The following is a 24,430-nucleotide window of genomic DNA, read 5'->3' on the forward strand; positions in this document are numbered from 1 at the left end:
CAGCCGACTCCCAACCTTCTCTGATCCGTAGTCAGTGCGTCCGCACGCCACCGGAGGGCATACGCGGCCACGCCACGTACGCCCCTCCGGTGACCTCAGCCCCGCTGCCGACCTCAGTCCCGGCGGCCGGCCGATCTCAGCCCTGCCGGGTCACCGCAAAGCGCAGACCCAGGTCGTCGATCGCGAAGCCGTCGGCCGGCACCGCGCCCTCGGCCATCTCCACGGCCAGCACCTCGTCGGCGATCAGCGACGCGTGCTCGCGCACCGCCGCCCCCGTCGCCGCACCGGCCTGGTCACCGTCGACCGCCCAGACCAGGGCGATCCGGTCGGACACCTCGAAGCCGGAGGTCTTGCGGGCCTCCTGCACCTCGCGGATCACGTCGCGGGCCACCCCGGCCGTCACCAGTTCCGGGGTCAGCTCCAGGTCCAGTGCCACGGTCTCGCCCTGCTCGTTGAGCACCGACCAGCCCTCGCGCGGCCGCTCGGTGATCAGCACCTCGTCGGGCCCCACCTCGGTGCCCCCCTCGAAGTCCACCGTCGCCCTGCCGTCGCGGGCCAGATCATCGTGCAGCCGCGCCGCATCCGCCGCCGCGATGGCGGCCGCGACCTGCGGGGTCTGCTTGCCGAACCGCTTGCCGAGGGCCCGGAAGTTGCCCTTCGCGGAGTAGTCGACCAGGTCTCCGGCCGAGGCGAACGAGGCGACGTCCTGCACGTTCAGCTCGTCGGCGATCTCTCCCCGCAAGGAATCGTCCAGCAGGGCGTACGAGTCGCCGGCGATCAGCAGGCGCGACAGCGGCTGGCGGATCTTCACCTTGGCCTCGGCGCGGGCACCGCGACCGAGCTCGACGACCCGACGGGCCAGGCCCATCGCCTCGTCCAGCTGCTCGTCGATCAACGCCGGATCCGCCACCGGCCACGAGCTCAGGTGCACCGACGGGGCGGCGTCCCGGTCGACCGGCACGACGACCTGCTGCCAGACGTGTTCGGTGAGGAACGGCACCATCGGCGCCATCAGGCGGGTGAGCACCTCCATCGTGTCGTGCAGGGTGAGCAGGGCCGAGTCGTCACCGCGCCAGAAGCGGCGCCGCGAGCGGCGGACGTACCAGTTGGACAGGTTGTCGACGAACTCGGCGAGCAGCTGCCCGGCGCGCTGGGAGTCGAAGTCCTCCAGCGCCGCGGTGACCTCGCGGACCAGCACGTTGGTCTCCGACACCAGCCAGCGGTCGAGCACCGGCCGCTCGGCCACCGGCACCTCGACGAGGCTCCCGTCGGCCCGCACCGGCGCCCAGCCGTTCGCCTGCGCGTAGAGCGCCAGGAACGAGGCCGAGTTCCAGTACGTCAGCAGCACCTTGCGGACGATCTCCTGGATGGCCGTGTCACCGACCCGCCGCGCCGCCCACGGCGACCCCGAGGCGGCCATGAACCAGCGGACCGCGTCGGCGCCGTGCTTGTCCATCAGCGGGATCGGCTCGAGGATGTTGCCCAGGTGCTTGGACATCTTCTTGCCGTCCTCGGCCAGGATGTGGCCCAGGCAGAGCACGTTCTTGTACGACGAGGTGTCGAACACCGCGGTGCCGACGGCCATCAGCGAGTAGAACCAGCCACGGGTCTGATCGGTCGCCTCGCAGATGAAGTCGGCCGGATAGGCATGCTTGAACGCGTCCTGCGACCCGTCGACGTACGGGTACCCCCACTGCGCGAACGGCATCGAGCCCGAGTCGTACCAGGCGTCGATCACCTCCGGCACCCGCCGGTACGTGCCGGGCACACCCGGCCGGGTGAAGGTCACCTCGTCGATGTAGGGCCGGTGCGGGTCGAGGTCGGCCAGATCCCGGCCGGCCAGCGCGCCCAGCTCGGCGAGCGAGCCGACGCAGATCCGGTCATCGGTCTCGTCGTTGATCCAGATCGGCAACGGGGTGCCCCAGTAGCGGGTCCGCGACAGCGCCCAGTCGACGTTGTTGTTCAGCCAGTCGCCGTAACGACCCCACTTGATCGTCTCCGGGTACCAGGTGGTGCCCTCGTTCTCGCGCAGCAGCGCGTCCTTGATCTGGGTGGTGCGGATGTACCACGACGGCTGCGCGTAGTACATCAGCGGCGTGTGGCAGCGCCAGCAGTGCGGGTACTGGTGCTCGTGGTCGAGGGTCCGGAAGAGCAGCCCCCGCTCCTTCAGATCGGCCAGCACCGTACGATCCGCGTCCTTGAAGAACTGGCCGCCGAGCAGAGCGATGTCGTCGTGGAAACGGCCGTCGGGGCCGATCGGGTTGACGAACTCGATGCCGTGGCGCCGCGACGACTGGTAGTCGTCCTCACCGAACGGCATCGCCTGGTGCACCAGGCCGGTGCCCTCGCCGGTCGCGACGTAGTCCTCGAGCACCACGAACCAGGCGGTGCCCGGCTGGTCGACGACCTCCAGCGGACGCCGGTAGGTCCAGCCCTCCATGCTCGACCCCGGGAAGCGGTCCTGCACGGTCCAGCCCTCGCCGAGCGCGGAGGCCACGTTGTCCTCGGCGACGATCACCGTCGAGGCACCGTCGGTGGCGGTGACGTAGGTGATGTCGGCGCCGACCGCCACGGTGGTGTTCGAGGGCAGGGTCCACGGGGTGGTGGTCCAGACGACCATGTCGGCCGTGCCGGCGTACGGCCCCGAGGTGACCGGGAGTCGTACGAACGCCGTGGTGTCGACGTCGGTCTCGTAGCCCTGCGCCACCTCGTGGTCGGACAGCGTGGTGCCGCACCGCGGGCAGTACGGGGCGACGCGCTGGTCCTGGGAGAGCAGGCCGCGGTCGAAGACCTCCTTCAGCGACCACCAGACCGACTCGACGTACGAGGCGTTCATCGTCCAGTAGGCGTTGTCCAGGTCGACCCAGTAGCCCATCCGGTCGGTGAGCTCGCGGAACGCGTCGACATGGCGGCTGACCGAGGCGCGGCACTGGGCGTTGAACGCCTCGATGCCGTACTTCTCGATCTCCGGCTTGCCGTTGATGCCGAGTTCCTTCTCGACGGCCAGTTCGACGGGCAGGCCGTGGCAGTCCCAGCCGGCCTTGCGCTCGACGTAGTAGCCCTGCATCGTGCGGAACCGCGGGAAGATGTCCTTGAAGACGCGCGCCTCGATGTGGTGCGTGCCGGGCATGCCGTTGGCGGTCGGCGGGCCCTCGAAGAAGGTCCAGCGCTGCCCGCCGCGGGTCCGCTCCTCGGAGCGGGCGAACACGTCGTTCGCGGCCCAGAGGTCGAGGATCCGGTGTTCGGTCGCCGGCAGGTCGATCTGTGCCGGGACCGCGTGGTAGGCCCCTTCGAAATGCCCCTGTGCGGCGGCCGCCACGGCCGCCTGCTCCGCGGGATCGCGCCGCTCCGGCTGTGCGCCCGCCCCGATCTCCTGCGTCATGTCCGTCCTCGTCACTCGTTCTCGGACCAGCCGTGGCGACACGCCGGGCTGGGAGAAGGGACGAGGGGACCCCGCGGTACCACCCTTCTTGGCGGGTCCGCGCTCGGGCGGCCCACCCACTTCGTTCGTGCCGCAGCCGGTTCTAGTGAGTCGTACGCGTCCCGACGGATCAGGATCGTACGACCGTTCTTCCGGCAGCTCCGGGGTGATGGCCCCATCCTCGCCGTGCGACGGTCAGCATTCTAGGCGGCCGCCGGGTGCGGCCCAAGTCACCGGATCGCCGGCGCCTCGGAACCGGTGGCCGGTGCCCCGGAGTCCGTGGCGGCCCGCGCGATCAGCGCCTCGAGCACTTGGGCGAAACCGTCCTCGTCGCAGCCGGGGGCGACCTGGTCGGCGGCCGCCCGCAGTTCCGGCTCGGCGTTGGCCATCGCCACGCCCCAGCCGGCCCAGGCGAGCATGTCCAGGTCGTTCAGCCCGTCGCCGAGCGCCACCACCTGGGCGGCGGCGATGCCGAGGTGGTCGGTGAGCCGCTGCAGCCCGTACGCCTTGCCGACGCCGGCCGCGGAGACCTCGAGGAACGGCGCCCCCGAGGAGGTGGCCTGCAGGCCGGGCAGGTCGAGGGCACGGAAGGCGTCGAGGAGGTCCCGGGCGGTGAGCACCGGGTGGCGAGCGACCATCTTGTTGTTCGGGGTGTCGGCCAACGCCGACCGGCCGACGACCTGCATCCGGCGCGGGTCGCGGTTGTGGTCGGCCCAGACGCTGAGCTCGGCGTAGCCGGCCTCGACGAGGAAGCCGTCGCCGCCGTCGCGCACCGCGCAGAACCGTACGTCCGGCACCGCCGCGGTGAGCCGGACGACCAGGTCGCGCTGGTCGGCGACATTCATCGTCGCCTCGAACAGCCGGCGCCCGGTGACGAGGTCGAGGCCGAGTGCCCCGTTCGAGCACACCGCCCAGCCGCCGAAGCTGTCGGCGAGCTCGACGAATTGCGGTGCCACGGTGACCAGGCCGAGCCGTTGCCGCGCGGTGACCGGGACGACGGTGATGCCCGCCGCGGCCGCCGCCCGCAGCGCGGCGTCGGTGCGGGGACTGACCGTCTTGTCGGAGCGCAACAGCGTGTTGTCGAGGTCGGTGGCGACCAGCCGTACGGCACGGGCGCCGTACGCCGCACCTGGCGGGACCGGGGAACTCAGGGACGTCGCCAAGGCCGGCGGCGCCGGCCGCTCAGGCGAGGGCACGACGTCCCTCGAAGGCCCGGCCGAGGGTCACTTCGTCGGCGTACTCCAGGTCGCCGCCGACCGGCAGTCCGCTGGCCAGCCGGGAGACGGTGATCCCGGTCGGCAGCAGCAGCCGGCTCAGGTAGGTCGCCGTCGCCTCCCCCTCGATGGTCGGGTTGGTGGCGATGATGACCTCCTGCACCGCACCGTCGGCGAGTCGTACGACCAGTTCGCGGATGTGCAGCCGGTCAGGGCCGATGCCGTTGACCGGGCTGATGCAGCCGCCGAGCACGTGGTAGCGGCCGCGGAACTCGCGGGTGCGCTCGATCGCCACCACGTCCTTGGCGTCCTCCACCACGCAGATCAGCGCCGGGTCGCGGCGCGGGTCGCGGCAGATGGAGCAGGTGTCGCCCTCGGACACGTTGAAGCAGGTGGTGCAGAAGTGGATCCGCTCCTTGACCTGCACCAGGGCGTCGACCAACCGCATCACGTCCTCCTGCTCGGCGGACAGGACGTGGAAGGCGATCCGCTGGGCGGATTTCGGCCCGATCCCGGGCAACTGACCGAGTTCGGTGATCAGGTCCTGGATCGGGCCGTCATAGATGGCTGCCACTCAGAGACCCTGCCTCTCGGACGCCCTGCCGCTCAACGACCTCTGCCTTTCACAGGCCCCAGCCCCTCACAAGCCAAGGCCCATCCCGCCCGCGAGCGGACCGAGCTTCTGCTGGGCCAGGGCGGCGGCCTGGTTGTTCGCGTCGCGCAGCGCGGCGACGATCATGTCGCCGAGGCTCTCGGTGTCCTCGGGGTCGCAGGCCTCCGGCTTGATGGTGACGGAGGTGACCTCACCGGCACCGGTCATCACGACGCTGACCAGCCCACCGCCGGCGGTGCCGGAGATCGAGGTGACGGCCAGCTCCGCCTGCGCCTGCTGCATCTGCGCCTGCATGGCCTGCGCCTGCTGCATCAGTGCGTTCATGTCGAATCCCTGGGGCAGTCCCTCGGTCATCGGGGTCCTTTCGCCGTACGTCGCGGTGTGCGCTCCCAGCCTAGATCCAACCGCAGAGCGGTGGCCCGCACCGCCGCGACGTGATGGACTGGGAGGCACCCGACAAGGAGATCATCATGCGCGCATGGCAGGTGCGGTCGCCCGGCCCCCTGGACAGCAGCCCCCTCGCCCTCGTCGAGAAGGACATCCCGACGCCCGGCCCCGGTGAGCTGCTCGTCCGGGTCCTCACCTGCGGGGTGTGCCGCACCGACCTGCACGTCACCGAGGGCGATCTGGCGGTGCACCGCCACCACGTCACGCCGGGTCACGAGATCGTCGGCCAGGTCGTCGGTGCCGGCCCGGGTGCCGGCCGGTTCACCACCGGGGAGCGGGTCGGGATTCCCTGGCTGCGCCGCACCTGCGGGGTCTGCCGGGCCTGCCGCACCGGCCGGGAGAACCTCTGCGTACGGTCCGAATACACCGGCTGGGACGCCGACGGCGGCTACGCGGAGTACACCACGGTCCCGGAGGGGTTCGCCTACCGGCTGCCGGAGCGATTCGACGACGCCACCGCCGCTCCGCTGCTGTGTGCCGGGATCATCGGCTACCGGGCGCTGCGCCGGGCGAACGTCCCGCCGGGCGGCCGGCTCGGGCTGTACGGGTTCGGCGGGAGCGCGCATCTGGCGGCGCAGGTCGCACTGGCCCAGGGCGTCGAGGTGCACGTGCTGACCCGCGGGGAACGGGCCCGACGGTTCGCCCTGGAGCTGGGCTGCGCGTCGGCCGGGGACGCCCGCGAGATGCCGCCAGTGCCGCTGGACTCGGCGATCATCTTCGCCCCGGCCGGCGACATCGTGCCGTACGCCCTGGCAGGGCTGGCGGCCGGCGGGACGCTGGCCTGCGCCGGCATCCACATGTCCGACATCCCGGCACTGGACTACCAGGACGCGATCTTCCACGAGAAGACGCTGACCAGCGTGGAGTCCAACACCCGCAACGACGGCGAGGAGTTCCTCACCCTGGCCGATCGGCTCGGCCTGCACCCGACCACGCACGAGTACCCGCTGGAGGAGGCGGATCGGGCGCTGGGCTATCTCGCCCGCGGCGACATCGAGGGTGCCGGGGTGCTCCGGGTGGCCGAGGCGGCCTGATCTCTCCCGCCCGGCTCTCTTCCGCCCGGCTCTCCTCCGCAGCTCTCTTCCGCTCGGCTCTCTTCCGCCCGGCTCTCTTCCGCTCCGCCCTGCCGACGCATAACGTGGCGCACCATGGAGGATTTCCCGACCCTGCGGGTCCCGATCATCGCCGCCCCGATGGCCGGGGGCCCGTCGACCCCGGCCTTGGTCCGTGCCGTCGGGGAGGCCGGCGGGCTCGGCTTCCTCGCCGCCGGATATCGCAGTCCGGCCGCGCTGGCCGAGCAGATCGCCGAGGTCCGGGCGGGTGGCACCACGGCGTTCGGGGTGAACCTCTTCGTCCCCGACCGCACGCCCCTCGATGAGGAGGCGATCGCGGCCTACCGGCAGGCGCTGCTGCCGCTGGCGGCTCAGCTCGGCGTCGAGGGCCTGCCGCAGGCGGAGCCAGACGACGACGCCTGGCAGGAGAAGGTCGAGCTGCTGGTGGCCGACCCGGTGCCGGTGGTCTCCTTCACCTTCGGTCTGCCGGATCGTACGACCGTGGAGCGGCTGCACGCCGTCGGCAGTTACCTCGTCGGCGGTGTCACCGCGGCGGCCGACGCCCGGGAGGCGGTCCGGCGCGGTCTGGACGCGCTCGTGGTCCAGGGCCCGGCCGCCGGTGGCCACCAGTGCACCTTCCGGACCGCTGATCCGGCGCCGACGCTGCCGCTGGAGGACCTCTTCAGGGACGTACGGGCGGCGGTGTCGGTGCCGCTCATCGCGGCCGGCGGGCTGAGTGACGCGGCGGCGATCCGCCGGATGCTCGAGGCGGGCGCGGTCGCCGCCCAGCTCGGCACGGCGTTCCTGCTCACCCCCGAGGCGGGCACGAACCCGACCCATCGGGCCGCGCTCACCCACCCCGGCTTCACCGAGACGGTGATGACCCGATGCTTCTCGGGACGTCTGGCCCGCAGCCTGCGCAACGCCTTCGTCGAGGCGTACGACGCGCTGGCCCCGGCCTGCTATCCCGGCGTGAACCAGGTCGCCGGTCCGATCCGGCGGGCCGCCGCGGCGGCCGGGGACCCTCAGCACACCAATCTCTGGGCAGGGACGGGCTGGCGGCTCGCCGAGGCGGTGCCGGCCGGAGAGGTGGTCGCTCGGCTGTGGCCGACGGCCTGACGGGGACCACCGCAACGACGGACCCTGCAGGACCGCACGGCGGTCCCCCGGCCCGATGCCGGCGGATCAGCTCGCCGTCTCGGAGCGGAGCCTGGCCAGTTCGGCGCTCAGCTCAGGGTCCTGACGGACCAGCCACACCAGCCCACAGTCCTGAGGCCCGGTCGCACCCGGGTAGCACAGGCTGCAGGTGTCCCCCGGTCGGACCGGACACTTCGGGTCGGGTCGCTGTGCCATCGGGGTACCTCCTGTCGGGCGAGCAGCCGCCGGCCAGCGTACGTCGCCGCCCTGTGTCCCCTCGGCTGTCCGTCTCCTCGTCCGGGTCCCCTCGCCTGTGAGTCCGGTCGGCGACGGATGATCCCTCGCGGACGGGCCGCATTGCCCCGATCAGCCGCCCAGGCCGGTCTCCTGCTGTTCCTCCAGCAGAAGCTCGGCGCCCAGCACGTTGGTGAGCAGTTCTGCGGCGCTCTCGTAGCCTTCGCCGACCGTCACGTCGTCGTTCGCGTAGGCCGCGGCCTCCTCCTCGGGCGTCAGTTCCCGCGGGGGCGTCGGCGCGGCCGTCACCTGGGAGTAGCGGCTGTGTCGCGCTTCAGGCGCCGGCCGTGGTCCCGAGGCCGACGGTGCGCCGCCCGGAGCCGGACGCGTTGCCGGGGCGGGACGCGACGTCGGGGCAGGACGTGACGTCGGATCCTGGGTCGGCGCCGCGGCGCGTTCGGGCCGTCCGGCCGGTCGCACCGGCGACGGCGCGGACGAGGGGCCGGCAGGTCCCGTCCCCCTGGGCGGCGGGCCGTACGGATCGCCGTACGGGTCGTCCTCGGGCGGCGGCTCGTCCCACGGGTCGTCCGGCGGCTCCAGCGGCGGCGGGACGTCACGGTGGACGTCGGTCTGCGGGGATCCGGCCCGATGGGCGGTGCCGGGCCGGTGGGGACCGACCGGATCGGGACCGGGCTGATGGGACTCGGCCGAGCGGGGACCGGCGTCGTGGGTCGGGTCCGGGTCGGACGACGGCGGGGTGGCCGGTCGACCGCCCCGCGGTCCGCGCGGCGCCCGCCGGGCCTCCGGCTGGGCGGTCCGCTGTCCCTCGGGAGCGGAGGTCTCGGAGTGATCCGACCGCGGGGCCGACCGCGGGGACTCGGGCGGGCGCTGGGACTCGGGCGGGCGCTGGGCCTGGGCGGGCTCGGGCGGACGTCCGGCGCCTGCGGGTGACGGACGGTGCACCGGCTGTTGCTGGCCACCGCGGCGGGCGTGCTGCTGGCGGACCACCTCGGGGTCGATGACCGTCTCCACCTGGAGGACCGTCCCGAACAGCTGGGTCACGGCCTCCACGAACACCTCGCGCTCGCGCGGTCGTTCGAAGGTCGCCCGGGCCCCGGCGGAGTTCAGCGCGATCGTCAGCACGTTGTTCATCAGGGAGAGCACACCGGCATTGCCGTCGAGCACCACCTTGGTGAACCGGCGACGCTCTCCGACCGCCTCGAGCAACTCGGGCCATCGGTCCCGGGCATCCTCCGTGGTCAGTCGGCGGGGGCCCGACCCGGTCGAGGCCGCCGCCTGGGCCGCCACCGGACCATCGACCGCGGCCGTCGGACGTACGGGCTCAGGATGAGCAGCGTCGGAGCGCGCGGTCTGCGGCTGTGCACCGGACTCCGCGGACGCCGACCCAGGCCGGAAGGCGGTCTCGGGTCGTACGGACTCGGGACCTGCCGGCTCCGGGCGTCGTGACCCCGGCCCTGCGGCAGGCTCCGGGCGGGCGGCGGCCTCCGGTGCCGACGGTGCCGGAATCGGTCGGGCAGGACGCTCCGGTCGCACGGGGCGTTCAGGACGTTCCGGGCGCGGAGGACGTTCGGGGCGTACGGGACGGGACGGGACGCCCGGTGCCCCGGCGGCCGGCTCCGACGGCGCACCGGTCGCACCGGTGGCCGGCCCGGAGGTGGTGACCCCAGGGGTGTCCGCCATGGAGGCCGGTGCGGGTCGGCGGCCGCGGCGCGGCTCGGCGTCTGGCACCGGCGCGGACCCGGACGGGCCCTCAGGGGCACGTCCCGCTGCCGGACCGGACCCGCCGGTCGGGGCCGTCTGCGGCGCACCGGCCACCCGCGGCTGATCGGCCATCGGCACCCCGGTGTCCAGCCCACCGAGATTGAGTCGCCGCTCGATCCGGTCCAACCGGGCGTTGATGCCCCGCTCGGCGACGTCGGCGCCGGGCAGCAGCACCCGGGCACACATCAGTTCCAGGTGCAGCCGCGGTGCGGTGGTCCCCCGCATCTGGGTCAGGCCCTCGGCGATCACGTCCGCTGCCCGGGTCAACTCCCCCAGGCCCATCGCCGTGGCCTCGGCGGCGTAGGTCTCGCCCTGCTCGGGTGAGACGTCGACCAGTCCGCTGCTCAGGGCGTCGGGAACGGCGGCGACGATGACGAGGTCGCGGAGCCGGCCGAGCAGATCCTCGGCGAACCGCCGTGGATCCTGGCCGACCTCGATCACCTTGTCGACGACGGAGAACACACCGGCGCCCGCCCCCGCGGCGAACGCGTCGATCATCTCGTCGAGCAGGCTCTCCGGGGTGTAGCCGAGCAGACCGGTGGCGTGCTCGTACGTCACTCCTCTGTCGGACGCCCCGCCCAGCAGTTGGTCGAGCACGGACAGCGAGTCGCGGACCGATCCGCCGCCGGCCCGGACGACGAGCGGCAGGACGCCGGACTCGACCGCGATGCCTTCGCTCTCGCAGATCTCGGCGAGGTAGTGGGTGAGCACCTTGGGTGGGACCAATCGGAACGGGTAGTGGTGCGTACGCGACCGGATGGTGCCGATCACCTTGTCCGGCTCGGTCGTGGCGAAGATGAACTTGACGTGCGGTGGTGGCTCCTCGACGAGCTTCAGCAGGGCGTTGAAGCCCTGCGTCGTCACCATGTGCGCCTCGTCGATGATGTAGATCTTGTAGCGGCTGGCGACCGGGGCGAAGAACGCCCGCTCCCGCAGGTCACGCGCGTCGTCCACGCCGCCGTGCGAGGCCGCGTCGATCTCGATGACGTCGATCGAGCCGGGCCCACCGGTGGCAAGATCCCGGCAGGACTGGCAGTGACCGCAGGGCTCCGGAGACGGACCGTTCTCACAATTCAGGGCCCGGGCGAGGATGCGCGCCGAGGTGGTCTTGCCGCAACCGCGCGGACCGGAGAAGAGATAGGCGTGGTTCACCCGATTGTTCGCCAGCGCGCGCTGGAGGGGCTGGGTGACGTGCTCCTGGCCGACCACCTGGGCGAACGTGTCCGGCCGATAACGCCGGTAGAGCGCCAGCGCCTCGGCCGGCGCGGGACGGTCCTGGGCGGGCCGGTCCTGGGCGGGGGCTGCGGTGCCGGCAGGTGACGGCGTGGGCTGCGCGGCCCCCTCGGTGGCGGGACCATCGAAGAGCCCGTCCCCCGTCTGGGGGGCGACGTCCAGCTCGACGTCGCCGTCGGCGTCGTACGCATCGACGTCCGCCGGTCCGACGTCGTCGAGATCGTCGTCAGCCTCCCAGGGCTCGAGCTCGTCGTCTTCGTCCACGGTGCACACCCTATGCGGTGGGACAGACAGCGTCCGCAGGGTCGAGGTTCCTGGCTCGTACGCTGGGCGGACGCAGATCGTCCGGGCACACAGACGTCCGGGCGCACAAAGGGGTCCCCCGCGTACCCGACAGAGCTCACTTACCCTTGCTGCCTTCCGACCCTGGGGGAGTTGGGCGAGGTAACGCCACACGGGGGACCTCGGTCCAGTGTAGGGGATGCCCCCGCCCCGCCCAACTCGGACGATCATCAAGGGGAAGGACCAGGGACGAATGCCGGCACCTGTGGCCTGGAGCAGTTCCTCCCACTGCACCGGCTCAGACACATTCGCCGACCTCTGCACTTCGCCCGTGCAAAGGTGTCCATCATTCAGCACCAACGCACGGGCCAGGCGTAGAGCTGAGCGTTTGTGCGTGAGGGGCGGCGCGGCGAGGCCCAGCGGGCACGGTGACGTGAGGAACCGCGCTCGGTGGCGGTCGCGGACCCCTGTCACCCGCAGGACATGGCGAATTGGTGAAACCGCAAGGTTCCGGTAGAGTCCTCCGACGGAGGATTCGCCTAGAGGCCTATGGCGCTCGCTTGGAAAGCGGGTTGGGTTCACGCCCTCACGAGTTCGAATCTCGTATCCTCCGCCACCTCGATCCCCGCCCTGTCGACAGGGCGGGGATCGCTGCTTCCAGGGGGCACCTGTTTCTCGACCGGGCCACTCGCACCGATTACTACTCGTCGGAGGACACCTCGACTGCTGTCCGGCCGACGTCGACCCATCACCCTCCCTCACCCTTTGTGTTGACAAATAGCGTTTTGTAAAGACAAACTGGATGAGTGGAGATCGACGACCGCCTGTACCCCGGACGCGTGTTCATCGAGAACACCCTCGAGGCCGCCGACACCAAGGTGCACATGTCGAGCCGCATCACGGTGCGCTACCTGCAGCGCGCCGCGATGGCCGGCTTCCTCATCGGCCTGTTCTACGTCGCGTACCACGCGACCGTGGCGACCTTCGCCGGCGTCCAGGTGGGCGGCGTCAGCCTCGCCGGCTTCGGCAAGCTGCTCGGCTCGTTCGTCTTCGGCTGGGCGCTGGTGTTCATCTTCTTCACGAAGTCCGAGCTGCTCACCTCCAACATGATGGTGGCGAGCATCGCCCACTACCACCGCCGCACGACGACCCGCCGGGCGGCACTGCTGATGCTGCTCTGCTTCCTCGGCAACACCCTGGGCGGCCTGGTGCTCGCCGTCCTGCTGAAGTTCTCCACACTGGTCTCCGGTGCCGTCGCCACCCAGATGGCGCACGCCCTCGAGGTGAAGCTCGGCTATCTGAGCAGCGCCGCCGGACTCGGGGACCTGTTCGTCCGGGCGATCCTGTGCAACGTCGTCATCAACGTCGCGATGCTGCTCGTCTACAACGGCAACGTGAAGGACACCATCACGATGACGCTCACCATGGTCACCGCCGTGTTCGTCTTCGCCTTCCTCGGGCTGGAGCACTCGGTCGCCAACACCGTCTTCTTCCTCATCGTCGGCCTCACCCAGGGCATCGACGTGGCCGCAGCCGCCGGCAATGTGGCGATCGCACTGATCGGCGTCTACTACGCGTACGTCAACCACCCTCGGCCGAAGAAGGCCGCCCCCGAGTGACGGCGCGGCGTGGTCACGCCAGCAGTGATCGTTGCACGTGATCATCCACTCACCTACGGTCTCGGTATGCCAAGGCCGAGCACCGATCCCGCTCACGACGAGCCCCTCTCCGTGACCTACCCCGACCAGCGGGCGGAGGCGGCCGGCCGGGCCCGCAACGGAGACCTGGCGGTGTTCGGCGTCAACGGGTTCATGTTCGCGACCTGGATGTCGCGGGTGCCCGACGTGAAACAGGCGCTGGGTCTCACCCCGGGCCAGCTCGGCCTGCTGCTGCTCGCTGTGTCGGCGGGGGCGCTGTGCGGGCTGCCGATCGCCGGCCGTCTCGCGCAGCGCTTCGGGGCGGTCCGGACCGTACGCCTCGGCACGCTGACCGCCCTGCCCGGGATGCTGTTGGCGGCCGTCGGGGTGACTCTCGGGGCACCGATCCCGGTGGTGATGGTCGGGCTCTACCTGCTCGGTCTCGGCAACGGGGTGTGGGACGTGGCGCAGAACCTCGAGGGCAGCGTCATCGAGCGCTCGCTGCGGCGGGCGATCATGCCGTGGTTCCACGCCGCGTTCAGCGCCGGGACGGTGCTGGCGGCGTTGGTCGGTGCGCTGCTGGTCCGGCTGGAGGTGCCGCTGCTGGTGCACGTCGTCGCAATGGCCGTGGTGTGTCTCGCCGGCGTCTGGTGGGGCACCGTACGGTTCCTGGCCCCGGCCGCCTCGACCCGGACGGCCGGCTCGACCCGGACGGCCGCCTCGACCCCGCCCACCGCCGCGGCCATCACCGGCCCCCCTGGCGCCGCAGAGGCCGACCGACCCGCCGACGCCGCCTCCCGGGCCGGCTCCCCCCACGCCGACCCCGCCCCACCCGTACGCTCGGCGTGGACCGAGCCGCGTACGTTGCTCGTCGGGGTGATGGTGCTCGCCGCCGCCTTCACCGAGGGCACCGCCAACGACTGGCTGGCGGTCGCGTTCGTCGACGGCCACCGGGTGAGCAAGGCCCTCGGAGTGGTGGCCCTAGCGGTCTTCCTGACCTTCATGACCGCCGGGCGGATCCTCGGCACCCGGATGCTTGACCACTACGGCCGCCAACCGGTGCTACGGGTCCTCTTCGGCTCGGCGATCGTCGGCTGCCTGCTGGTGGTCTTCGGCCCCCCGCCACTCGCCTACCTCGGCGCCGCGGTCTGGGGGATCGGCGCGAGCCTCGGGTTCCCGGTCGGGATGTCGGCCGCCGCGGACGACCCGGCCCGGGCGGCCGCGCGGCTCAGCGTCGTCAGCACGATCGGCTACGGCGCCTTCCTCGCCGGCCCGCCGCTGCTGGGCTTCCTCGGTGACCACGTCGGGGTGCTGCACGCCCTGCTCGTCGTCGGCGTCGTCTCCGCGCTGGCCGTCCTGGTCGTGCCCGCGGCCCGGCCACTGGAGGTCCCGCCACTCCGGTCCGGCCCGGCGAGCACCGGCCCCGACGGCCGCTGACACCGGGCTGGCAGACTGGGGGCCATGTGCAACAGCGTCGTGCTCGGGGTGGACGTCGGGACGTCCAGCGCCAAGGGCGTCGCGGTCGCCGTCGACGGGACGGTCCTGGGCGTCGCCACGCGTACGCATCGGGTCGACCGCAGCCGCCCCGGCTGGGTCTCCATGGACGGGGAGATCTGGTGGCAGGAGTTCGTCGGCCTGTGCACCGAGCTCAGCCGGCACGCCCCTGACGGGTTCGCCGCCGTCGGGGTGTCGGGGATGGGCCCGACGCTGATGCTGTGCGATGCGGACGGCCGCGGTGTCGCGCCGGCAGCCCTGTACGGCGTCGACACCCGCGGGGTGGAGCAGATCCACCAGCTCGAAGACCTGTTCGGCGCCGACGAGATCTACCGCACCGGTGACGCGTACCTGTCGACCCAGTCGGTGGGCCCCAAGCTCGCCTGGTTCCGGACGTACGCACCCGAGGCGTACGCCGCCGCCAGCACCTTCCACATGCCGGCGAGCCTGCTGGTGCACCAACTGACCGGCGCGTACGTCCTGGACCACCAGTCAGCCGGGCAATGCACGCCGCTCTACGACGCGGCCCACCAGCAGTGGATCCCGGAACGCTGCGAGCAGGTCGCGCCGGGGATCACCTTCCCGCGGCTGGCCTGGGCGGGCGACCGGGCCGGCGAGGTCACCGCGGCCGTCGCCGCGCAGGTGCCCGGTCTGCGGGCCGGCACCCCGGTCACCGTCGGCACCATCGACGCCTGGGCCGAGGCCCACTCGGTCGGCGCGACCGAGGTCGGCGACCTGATGCTGATGTACGGGACGACGATGTGCCTCGTCGCCACCCAGGACCACCGGGTGCGTCATCCGCGGATGTGGGGCAGCCCCGGGCTGGTCCCCGGCCGCTGGACGCTGTCCGGCGGGATGGGCACCTCCGGCGCGATCACCGCCTGGGTCCGCGAGCTGCTCGGCGATTCGAGCTACGACAGCCTGACCTGCGATGCGACCGCCTCGGGGCCGGGCGCCCGCGGTCTGCTGATGTTGCCCTACTTCGACGGCGAGCGGACCCCGATCCTCGACCCGTCGGCCCGCGGCACGATCTGCGGCCTGACCGTACGCCACACCCGCGGCGACCTGTTCCGCGCCACCCTGGAGTCGGTCGGCTACGCGGTCCGCCACCACCTGGAGGCCTTCCACGAGGCAGGCGTCGAGCCGCGCCGAGCGGTCGCCGTCGGCGGCGGGGTGCGCTCCGCGCTGTCCGCTCAGCTGGTCAGTGACATCACCGCTCTGCCGCAGCACCTCACCCGGATCCGTGTCGGCGCCTCGTACGGGGACGCCCACCTGGCCGCCGGCCTGGTCACCGACGTGCCCCCGGTGGCCGAGTGGAACCCGATCGTCCGGGTGATCGAGCCGCGGCACGACCCCGCCTACGACGAGCTCTACCAGCTCTACCGTCGGCTCTACGAGTCGACCCGCGACATCCAACACGCGCTCGCGGCCCGGCACCTCGCCAGCGCGACCGACCCGGGACCCGGCGCGCCCGACGTTCCCGACGAAGGGTGACAAAAGGGCCGAAGACCGTCTCGGTCTCCAGCCCGTTGACACGGTACGCGGACGACTCTGTCCGCCCCCGGAATCGATCAGAAGCGCTTGCCGCCGTCGGTGGATCCGGCCTGGTCGGCGGACATCTGGCGGAAGCCGTTCAGCCAGATGTCGGCGAGGGACTTCTTCGGGTTGTCGTTGCGATCCTTCATGGGTGTCTCCTTCTCTTCGGCGTCCCGATCCGTACGGTCCGAGACATGACAGAAGGGGACGGCCCGGATCCGGACCTTCCCCTTCGACGCCCCCTATCGTACGCCTCCCCGATCGGGCCCGCGCAGGGGCGTCCCGGCTGACCGGCTCCCGGGGGGACCCCGCCCGGTCTCCCCGCAGTGCCGCTTGGGGAGGGCCACCCCACGGGCGGACGACGGCACGGGCGGCGGTGTCCGGACATCGCCGGATCGCCGCCGCTCCCCCGGCACGTCATGGTCGTGCGCCGGCCGCCGCCCCGCTCAGTGCGCCCTCAGTGTCTGCCTCTCAACCCTCGGTTTCTGCCCGTCAATGCGTGGCCAGGTAGTCCTCGATCACCCCGATGATCGCCGGCCGCAGGTCGGCGGTGCTGATCACCCGGTCCACCGACCCGACGCGGACCGCGCGGTGGATGTCGTGGATGCCGTCGAACTCGGCCGCCACCTCACTGATCTTCTCGGCGTGCACCGCCGCGCGGGTGTCGTCCAGCTGAAGCTGCAGCTCGGCCCGCTCGGTCGGGGAGACCAACGGCAGCCGGGCCTCCAGCTCGGCGACCCGCGGGTCGGCCGCGGTGCGCTTGTCCACGTCGCGGCCGAAGACCACCGCCGCGGCCGGCGCGCCGCCGATGACGGACGCGTACGACCCCTCCAGCGCCAGCACCGTCATGTTCTCGTTCAGCCGCTTGCTGAACACGACGAACGCGCCGCCGTGGTAGCGGGAGATGACGACGAACACGATCGGGCCGTCGAAGTTGACGATCGCCCGGCCGATCTCGGCGCCGTACTCCAGCTGCAGGTCACGCATCGACTCCGGCGACCCGTCGAAGCCGGACAGGTTGGCCAGCACGACCAGCGGCCGGTTGCCGGAGGCCGCATTGAGCGCCCGGGCGACCTTCTTGCTCGACCGCGGGAAGAGCGTGCCGGCGGTGTAGGTGTCAGGCCCGTCGGTGGGCGGGAACCCGGCCCGCTTCACCGGCTTGGACTCCACACCGAGCACCGACACCGAGTGCCCTCCCAGCCGGGCGTCCACCACGACAGCGGTCTCCGCGTCGGCCATCCCGGCCCACCGCTCGACCCGCGGATGGTCCTGGTCGCACACCGAGGCGATCACCGTACGGATGTCGAACGGCTTCTTCCGGTCACGGTTGTGTTCGGCGCTGAAGATCTCCCCGACGGTCGCGAAGTCGGTGCCGTACGGGTGCGGGTAGGTCGACACGTCCCGGTCGGACGGGTCGGTGGTCGAGGCGGTCCGCGGCCGGGCCTCGCCCGGCGCGACGTACGTCCGGTCGTAGTGGCCGAGCAGGATGCCGAACGCCGAGGCGAGGTCCGGCGCCCAGTACTGCGCCTGGCCGTTGGGGCCCATCACCCGGTCGTAGCCGCCGATGCCCAGGTTGTCCTCGGCCGAGACGCCGCCGGAGAAGTCCAGCGACTGCTTGCCGGTGAGCACCATGGCCGACTCGGGGGTCATCACCAGGATGCCCTTGGTGTGCATCAGCATCGTCGCCTCGGCGTTCCAGTACGGCTGGGCGCCGACGTTGATACCGGCCACCACGACGTTCACGATGCCACCGGCCTGGGTGTATTCGACGATCCGGCGCAGCGCCTCGGCGACCCAGTCCAGGTTCTCGCTGCCGGACTCCATCGAGATCCGCGCACCGGAGCTCAGCGTGTACCACTCGATCGGGACCCCCTCGGCCTCGGCCAGGTCGACCGCCGCGATGACCCGGCGGCACTCCGGCTCGGCGAGCGCGCCCAAGCCCTTGGTCGGGTCACCGCACAGCAGGATCCGGGTCACGCCCTCCGGGTGCACCGGCGTCGGCGTGGTGACCCGGCCGGCGATGATGCCGGCCCGGTTGCGGCCGTACGGGCGCTCGACCGGCACCAGCCGGTCCGGTTCGCCCGGCGCGACGGTCGGGTCGAGGTCGAGCTCGACCAGGGTGCCGCCGTCGGCCAGCGCACCGGCCAGTTCGTACGGGTAGACCAGGCCGCGCCGCTTCGCCCGCAGCACCTTGGCCGCGTAGTCGTCCAGCGGCTTGAGCGGCTCCGCCGGCGGCGCCTCCACCGAGGCGGCGACACCGCCACCGGGCCGGGTGTGGAACCGGATGGCAAGCGGCCGGGTGCCGTCGCCCGGCTGGACGAAGGTGCCGTGCGCGACGACCTCCTCGATCCCGGTGCCGTCGCTGAGCGGGGTGATCTTGTGCCGCAGCGCCATCACGTCGCGCAGATCGAGCTCGACCTCGGGCCAGACGTGCACCCACACGTGGTTCATGTCGAGCCCGCCACCCGCCGAGCCCAGCGCGACCCGGGTGCGGCGGATCGCCTCCAGGCAGTTCTCCACCGCCCGTTCGGCGTGCGGCAGGCCGACGAGACGACCCCGCTCGTCGCGGACCGCCGCCAGCTGGCGGACCTGGGCCATCGCGACCAGGCGTCGGTCGGCGGGGTTGGACCGGGCGACGCAGTCGAAGAGCAGCACGCCCTCAGGGGCCGGCAGCCGGGTGGTGTCGAACTCCCGCAGCCGCCACAGGTCGAGCAGCCGGAACACCATCGGGTGGACGCCGCGGACCCGCTGGTCCTCGGCCAGCACCCGGGCCCCGTCCGGGTCGGGGGTAGCGGTCGGCCGGAAGGTCAGGTAGTCGACGTCGCCCTCGGCGCTGCACAGGCCGACGACGATCCGGCGCAGGCTGCCGTGCCAGGCCCAGCCGGACAGCAGTGCGGCGAGCCGGGTGCCGGCGACGGTGAGGTCGACCGGCTCGGGCCAGCGGACGTACACCTCGACGGCCGCGTCCTCGTCGGGCGTACGGTCCGCCAGCCGGTCGGCGACCAGCGTCGCCAGCGGCCCGCCGGGGGCGAGTTCGTCGGCCCGGCCGAGGGTCGACACCAGCACCGTCGGTCGGTCCTCCAGCAGGCAGCGGGCGGTGACCACGGCCCGCCCGTCGGCGGTGCCGGGCACCACATCGGTGAGGGAGTGGTCGCCGTAGTGCCGGCGGAGGATCACCTCGAGGATCGGTTCGTGGGCCGGCACCTCCCGGGCGAGCCGTTCGGCCAGGAAGGGCGCGGTGTGCTCGGGCAGCGCGGCCAGCGCCGCGATCCGTTCGGCATAGTCAGGGGCCTGCGGATCGGCCGCCAGGGCGTCCACCTCGGCCCGGGCCCGGGCCAGGACCGCGTCGCGTTCGGCGTCCACCTGCGGCTGGTCGAACCAGCGGAACCGGACCGACCGGGCCAGGTCGCCGACCGCGGGGAACCGGCGCTGGGTGGCCCGGACCAGGCGTTCCAGCTGGGCGCGGGCAGTGCCGGCGCGCTCCGCCTCCGGGGCGGACTCGGTGATCCACCGGTCGAGGATGGCCAGCACCACCTGCACATCGGTGGACACCCGCTGCTGGGCGGTGAAGATCCGGGCGACGGCCAGTTCGAGGGCGTGGGTCCGGTCGAGCGAGTACACCCCGTAGTGGGCCAGTGCCCGGGTGAGGCGCTGGCTGAACTGGGCCGGGACACCGGCCCGGTCGACGTCGAGGCTCTGCAGGTAGCGGTGGAACTGCTCACGGTCGGAGTGGATCCGCAGCTCGGTGTTCGCCTGCTCGCCGAACGGCCGGTTGCGGCTCAGCTCGGTCAGGTCGGCGAACAGCGCGACGAGCGCGATCTCTCCGGTCAGCACATCGGCACCGGCGGCCCGGGCCTCGTCCCGGGCGGCGAGGTAGCAGCCGAGGGTCTGCGCCGCGGGGTCGATGTCGTAGCCGCGCAGCACCGCGGAAAGGTCGGCACGCAGGGCGTCGGCGACCGCGGCGGGGTCGGTCTGCGGGGCGGCCGTGGGCAGGTCGACGGTGCCGGGCTCGGACGTCGCGGCCGCCTCCTCGCCGTCGCCGACCGGCTCGAGCCGGACCAGCGGGGCCATCGTCTCGACCTGGCTGCCGGTCATCACCTGCAGTTCCTTGACCCGCGCGGTGAACGGCGCGGGCAGCACCGTCTCCATCTTCATCGACTCGAGGACGACCACCGGGGCGCCGGCCTGCACCACGTCACCGACGGCGACCGGGGTGGCGACGACCAGCGCCGGCGCCGGGGAGCGCAGCACGCCGCCCTCATCACGGCTGACCCGGTGGGTGACACCGTCGACCTCGACCAGCAGCACCGGCCCGTGGGTGGCGGTGACCAGGCGATGCCGCTCACCGTTGACCGTGATCCGGCCGTGCACGTCGTCGAGCCGCTGCATCTCGGCGTCGACGGTCTGTTCGCCCACCCGGACCCGGTAGCGGTCCGGGCCGGTCTGCCAGGCGGTGAGGGTGTGGACGACGCCACGCAACTTGAGATCGACCGATCGGCCCGGGGTGGGACGCAGCTGCGGGCGGCCGCCATGGGCCGTCTCGAGCAGCCGGGCCACATCGACGGCGTCCTCCTCGTCGTACGCCTCGATCGCCGCAGCGACCAGCGCGATGCCGGAGTGCCGGTCGGTGACCAGGCCGCCGGCGGCGCGGGTCCGGTCGATCCAGCCGGTGTCGGCCCAGCCGCAGGAATCCCCGCCGGTGAGCCCCTGGCCGGTCACCTCGGGGCGGTCGAGGAGCTCGAGGATGAAGCTCTTGTTGGTGGCACCGCCGTCGATCACCACGGTCGTCTCGGCCAGCGCGCGGCGGAGCCGGCCCAGCGCCTCGTCGCGGGTGTGGCCGTACGCGATGACCTTGGCGATCATCGAGTCGAAGTCGGCGGGGATGGTGTCGCCCTCGGCGACGCCGGTGTCGACCCGGATGCCGGGCCCGGCGGGCAGGTCCAGACGGCTGATCAGGCCCGGAGCAGGGGCGAAGTCGCGGTCCGGGTCCTCGGCGTTCAGCCGGGCCTCGACGGCATGCCCGGCCTCAACGGGCCGGTCGGTGAGGCGACCGCCGGCCGCGACGTGCAGCTGGGCCTTGACCAGGTCGAAGGCGGTAGTGACCTCGGTGATCGGGTGCTCGACCTGCAGCCGGGTGTTGACCTCCAGGAAGGCGAACTGCTCGTCGTCGGGCTGGTAGAGGAACTCGACGGTGCCGGCGCCGCGGTAGTCGACGGCGAGCGCGAGCCGTTCGGCGGAGGCCTTGAGGTCCGCGGTCTGCTGGGTGGTGAGCAGCGGCGACGCCGACTCCTCGATCACCTTCTGGTTGCGGCGCTGCACACTGCAGTCACGTACGCCGAGCGCCCAGGCGGTGCCCTGGCCGTCGGCGATGACCTGCACCTCGACGTGGCGGGCGTGGGTGACGAGCTTCTCGAGGAAGACGACGCCCGACCCGAAGGCCCGCTCCGCCTCGTCGCGGGTGCGCTGGTAGGCGTCGGTGAGCTCGGTGGCGTCGGTGACCTTGCGGATGCCGCGGCCGCCACCGCCGGCGGTCGCCTTGAGCATCAGCGGGTAGCCGATCCGTTCGGCCGCTGCCAGGGCGTCCTCGAGGGTGTCGACGCCGCCGCGGGACCACGGCGCCACCGGGACGCCGACCTGCTCGGCGATCAGCTTGCTGCCGATCTTGTCGCCGAGCTTGCGCATCGCGTCGCCGCTCGGCCCGATGAACGTGATGCCGAGGCTCTCGACCAGGTCGGCGAACGCGGCGTCCTCGGCGACGAAGCCCCAACCGACCCACACGGCGTCGGCGCGGGCCTCCTGGAGGGTCTTCGCCAGCAGGGCGTGGTTGAGATACGGCCGGGCGCTGGCCGGGCCGATCGGATAGGCCTCGTCCGCCTCCCGGGCGAACATCGCCGTACGCTCCGCGTCGGTGTAGAGGGCGATGGTGGTGAGGGGCGGCTCATCCCGGCGTTCGGCGTTCAGGTCACGGACGGCGTGGATCAGCCGCATGGCGGCCTCGCCGCGATTGACGACAGCGATGCGCTGGAACACAGGTATCTCCTCGTCCGCGGCAGGCCGGCCCCGCCGCTCTCCTGGACGAGACTTACATCCGGAGGGCGTCTGCCGCGAGGTGCCGCGACGAACTCGGGGCTGTTGGCCCGTGCCGTCCAAATCGACCGGAAATCCTTTGGTTGGTTCACACAACGGCCGCAGCGTCGACCCCACCGACCGGTGTCGATTTCTGGCACAGCGGCCGGGCCTCCGCCGACCACCCCCAGCTCGCCGACGACGGTCACATCTTCCTAACGGGTGGGTGGGCGCACGGTGCTCGCCCACCATCTGCTGGATCCGACACGTAACGTAGGGGATGTGATTTTCAAGCGCGTGGGTGATGGACGTCCCTACCCGGACCACGGGTACGTCCAGAAGCAGTGGGCCGCCATCCCTCCGCACCAGGTGCGCCTCGACCAGCTGGTCACGACCAAGCGGACACTGGACCTCGAGGCTCTCCTGGAGGAGGATTCCACCTTCTACGGGGACCTGTTCGCCCATGTCGTGTCCTGGCACGGCGAGCTCTATCTGGAGGACGGCCTGCACCGGGCGCTCCGCGCCGCACTCCAGCAGCGCCAAACGATGCACGCCCGCGTGCTGGAACTCCGCTAGGATCCGACCACTCTCGACCACCACCAGGAGGAACTCGCGATGGACGCCCAGAAGCTGTGGCGGACCGTCCGTACGCCTCTCGTCCTGGTGGTGCTGGTCGCCCTCGTCGCACTGGGCACCCTGTGGGCCTGGCAGGAGATCCTCAAACCCACCCCCAAGGCCCCGCCGCCACCGTGCGTCCCGCAGACCCTGCAGGACGGCAAACTGCTGTCCCAACAGGTCACGGTCGCCGTGGACAACGCCGGCAGCAAGCAGGGCCTGGCCGGTCAGGTCGCCCGATCGCTGACCGCCCAGAAGTTCGTCGTGTCCGGCACGGGCAACTCCACCAGCATCGTCACCCAGGACGTCGTGGTGGTCGGCTACGCCGTCGACGCGCCCGAGGTGAAACTGGTCGCCGCACAGTTTCCCAAGGCTGAAGTGCGGGCTGATGCGACGATGACCGACCACGCTGTCCGGGTGGTCGTCGGCGACCAGTTCGCCGGGATGAAGGACAAGGCCGCCGCCGCCATCGCCGTCGACGTCCCGTCGATCTGTCTGCCGGCGCTGCCCTCGGCGTCCGCCTCGCCCAGCGCCTGAGCCGTCGGGGCCGACCGACCGATCCGCCGCCTAGGCTGGGCGGCAAGCCCCTACGGAAGGATCCGGCATGTCTGCTCCCGTCGCCATCGTCACCGGCGGCTCGTCCGGCATCGGTGAGCTCACCGCCCACCAGCTGAAGGAACGCGGCTACACGGTCTACGCGGCGGCCCGACGGACCGACCGGATGAAGGGCCTCCAGCGGGCCGGCATCCACACCCGGGCACTGGACCTCACCGTCGAGCGATCGATGCAGGACCTCGTCGACGCGGTGATCGCCGAGCAGGGCCGGATCGACCTGCTGATCAACAACGCCGGCTTCGGCGCCTTCGGGGCGGTCGAGACCGTGCCGATGCGCGACGCCCGCGCCCAGTTCGAGGTGAACGTCTTCGGACTCGCCCGGATGACCCAGCTGGTGCTCCCGCACATGCGGAAGGCGGGCACCGGTCGGGTGGTCAACGTCTCCTCGATCGCCGGCTACGTCGCCGAACCGTACGGCGCCTGGTACCACGCCTCCAAGCACGCCGTGGAGGGGCTCTCGGACTGTCTGCGGATGGAGATGAAGCCCTTCGGCGTACGCGTCATCCTGGTCGAGCCGGGCCCGGTCCGCACCGAGTGGAACGCGATCGCCGCCGACTCGCTGGTCAAGTCGTCCAGGGGCACGGCGTACGCCAAGCATGCCAAGGCCACCCGCCGGGCGTTGCGGGCGATGAATTCCGGAGTCCTCGCCGTGCCGGCCTCCCGCGTCGCCGAGGTGATCATCGAGGCCGCCACCGACGACAAGCCCTCGGCCCGCTACCCCGTCGGGCGCCGCGCCGCTGCGATCATCACCCTCGCCAAATATCTGCCCACCCGCGCGGTGGACGCGATCACCGGACTGCTCTACTTCGCCCGCTGAGGCAGCGCGTCGCCCGGTGCCGACGGATCATGAGCCGAATCTGACATCTCGGCTCCCCGCACGCGCTTGGCCGCTGCCAAGAAGCGCGCCATTCCGCCGATCGATCGACCGAGCACTCCCCCGCGGTCGATCGAGATGCCAGATTCGGCTCACGTCTTCGGGTCATCGTCGGGGCGCAGTGGGTGAGTCCGGCGCAGTGGGTGAGTCAGGCCCAGGGGATGAGTCAGGCCCAGGG

The 24,430-nt window shown here is 72.0% G+C and carries 15 protein-coding genes, 1 tRNA gene and 1 other RNA gene; 9 read left to right on the forward strand and 8 right to left on the reverse strand.

The annotated features are described in order from the left end of the window. Positions 1 to 136: 136 nt before the first annotated feature. The 4 genes from ileS to R0146_RS02250 all read right to left on the reverse strand — a co-directional run bounded on the left by ileS (position 137) and on the right by R0146_RS02250 (position 5,602). Complete coding sequence (ileS, locus tag R0146_RS02235) at positions 137 to 3,382, reverse strand: isoleucine--tRNA ligase (protein ID WP_317691238.1); 3,246 nt, start codon at positions 3,380 to 3,382, stop codon at positions 137 to 139. A gap of 269 nt (positions 3,383 to 3,651) precedes the next feature. Then, the gene (locus R0146_RS02240) at positions 3,652 to 4,617 is read right to left on the reverse strand and encodes an HAD family hydrolase (protein ID WP_317691239.1); all 966 of its coding nucleotides are present in this window, start codon (positions 4,615 to 4,617) and stop codon (positions 3,652 to 3,654) included. After that, positions 4,604 to 5,200, reverse strand: a complete 597-nt coding sequence (gene recR, locus R0146_RS02245; protein WP_317692319.1) for a recombination mediator RecR — start codon at positions 5,198 to 5,200, stop codon at positions 4,604 to 4,606. The genes R0146_RS02240 and recR overlap by 14 nt, the downstream gene beginning before the upstream one ends. Positions 5,201 to 5,275: 75 nt before the next feature. Beyond that, entirely contained in the window at positions 5,276 to 5,602 is a 327-nt protein-coding gene (locus R0146_RS02250; RefSeq protein WP_317691240.1) for a YbaB/EbfC family nucleoid-associated protein, read from the reverse strand. 116 nt (positions 5,603 to 5,718) lie between these two features. Between R0146_RS02250 and R0146_RS02255 the strand changes: the two genes are divergently transcribed. Both R0146_RS02255 and R0146_RS02260 read left to right on the forward strand, forming a co-directional pair. Next, positions 5,719 to 6,729 (forward strand): zinc-dependent alcohol dehydrogenase family protein, encoded by a 1,011-nt coding sequence (locus tag R0146_RS02255; protein ID WP_317691241.1) that lies wholly within the window; start codon positions 5,719 to 5,721, stop codon positions 6,727 to 6,729. A gap of 114 nt (positions 6,730 to 6,843) precedes the next feature. Beyond that, complete coding sequence (locus R0146_RS02260; RefSeq protein WP_317691242.1) at positions 6,844 to 7,866, forward strand: NAD(P)H-dependent flavin oxidoreductase; 1,023 nt, start codon at positions 6,844 to 6,846, stop codon at positions 7,864 to 7,866. A 66-nt stretch (positions 7,867 to 7,932) separates the two neighbouring features. Here the strand turns inward: R0146_RS02260 and R0146_RS02265 are convergent, their stop codons facing one another. From R0146_RS02265 to ffs, 3 genes are all read right to left on the reverse strand, one after another. Beyond that, positions 7,933 to 8,100, reverse strand: a complete 168-nt coding sequence (locus tag R0146_RS02265; RefSeq protein WP_317691243.1) for a DUF6767 domain-containing protein — start codon at positions 8,098 to 8,100, stop codon at positions 7,933 to 7,935. 150 nt (positions 8,101 to 8,250) lie between these two features. Further along, positions 8,251 to 11,397, reverse strand: a complete 3,147-nt coding sequence (locus R0146_RS02270) for a DNA polymerase III subunit gamma and tau (RefSeq protein ID WP_411567168.1) — start codon at positions 11,395 to 11,397, stop codon at positions 8,251 to 8,253. A gap of 106 nt (positions 11,398 to 11,503) precedes the next feature. After that, an RNA gene (ffs, locus tag R0146_RS02275) (signal recognition particle sRNA small type) lies at positions 11,504 to 11,600 on the reverse strand. Between the two features lie 343 nt (positions 11,601 to 11,943). Here ffs and R0146_RS02280 point away from each other — a divergent pair. The 4 genes from R0146_RS02280 (at position 11,944) to R0146_RS02295 (ending at position 16,040) form a co-directional block, all read left to right on the forward strand. Beyond that, positions 11,944 to 12,031 (forward strand) — tRNA-Ser (locus tag R0146_RS02280). A 190-nt stretch (positions 12,032 to 12,221) separates the two neighbouring features. Beyond that, positions 12,222 to 13,034 carry a formate/nitrite transporter family protein gene (locus R0146_RS02285; RefSeq protein ID WP_317691244.1) on the forward strand — a complete coding sequence of 271 codons (813 nt, stop codon included), beginning with the start codon at positions 12,222 to 12,224 and terminating at the stop codon, positions 13,032 to 13,034. A 66-nt stretch (positions 13,035 to 13,100) separates the two neighbouring features. Next, positions 13,101 to 14,489, forward strand: coding sequence for an MFS transporter (locus R0146_RS02290; RefSeq protein ID WP_317691245.1), 1,389 nt, complete (start codon positions 13,101 to 13,103; stop codon positions 14,487 to 14,489). Positions 14,490 to 14,513: 24 nt separating this feature from the next. After that, on the forward strand, positions 14,514 to 16,040 hold the full coding sequence (locus R0146_RS02295; RefSeq protein WP_317691246.1) for an FGGY-family carbohydrate kinase: 1,527 nt from the start codon (positions 14,514 to 14,516) through the stop codon (positions 16,038 to 16,040). 534 nt (positions 16,041 to 16,574) lie between these two features. Here the strand turns inward: R0146_RS02295 and R0146_RS02300 are convergent. Next, complete coding sequence (locus tag R0146_RS02300) at positions 16,575 to 22,112, reverse strand: ATP-binding protein (protein WP_317691247.1); 5,538 nt, start codon at positions 22,110 to 22,112, stop codon at positions 16,575 to 16,577. A 318-nt stretch (positions 22,113 to 22,430) separates the two neighbouring features. On the opposite strand from R0146_RS02300, the gene R0146_RS02305 reads away from it, so the two are divergent. The 3 genes from R0146_RS02305 to R0146_RS02315 all read left to right on the forward strand — a co-directional run bounded on the left by R0146_RS02305 (position 22,431) and on the right by R0146_RS02315 (position 24,195). Beyond that, entirely contained in the window at positions 22,431 to 22,724 is a 294-nt protein-coding gene (locus R0146_RS02305; RefSeq protein WP_317691248.1) for a type II toxin-antitoxin system VapB family antitoxin, read from the forward strand. A 39-nt stretch (positions 22,725 to 22,763) separates the two neighbouring features. Next, positions 22,764 to 23,300: a LytR C-terminal domain-containing protein gene (locus R0146_RS02310; RefSeq protein ID WP_317691249.1), complete on the forward strand. Its 537-nt coding sequence runs from the start codon at positions 22,764 to 22,766 to the stop codon at positions 23,298 to 23,300. Between the two features lie 67 nt (positions 23,301 to 23,367). Continuing rightward, complete coding sequence (locus R0146_RS02315) at positions 23,368 to 24,195, forward strand: oxidoreductase (RefSeq protein WP_317691250.1); 828 nt, start codon at positions 23,368 to 23,370, stop codon at positions 24,193 to 24,195. Positions 24,196 to 24,430: the final 235 nt, after the last annotated feature.

The sequence above is a fragment of the Raineyella sp. LH-20 genome (assembly GCF_033110965.1).
GTDB lineage: Bacteria > Actinomycetota > Actinomycetes > Propionibacteriales > Propionibacteriaceae > Raineyella.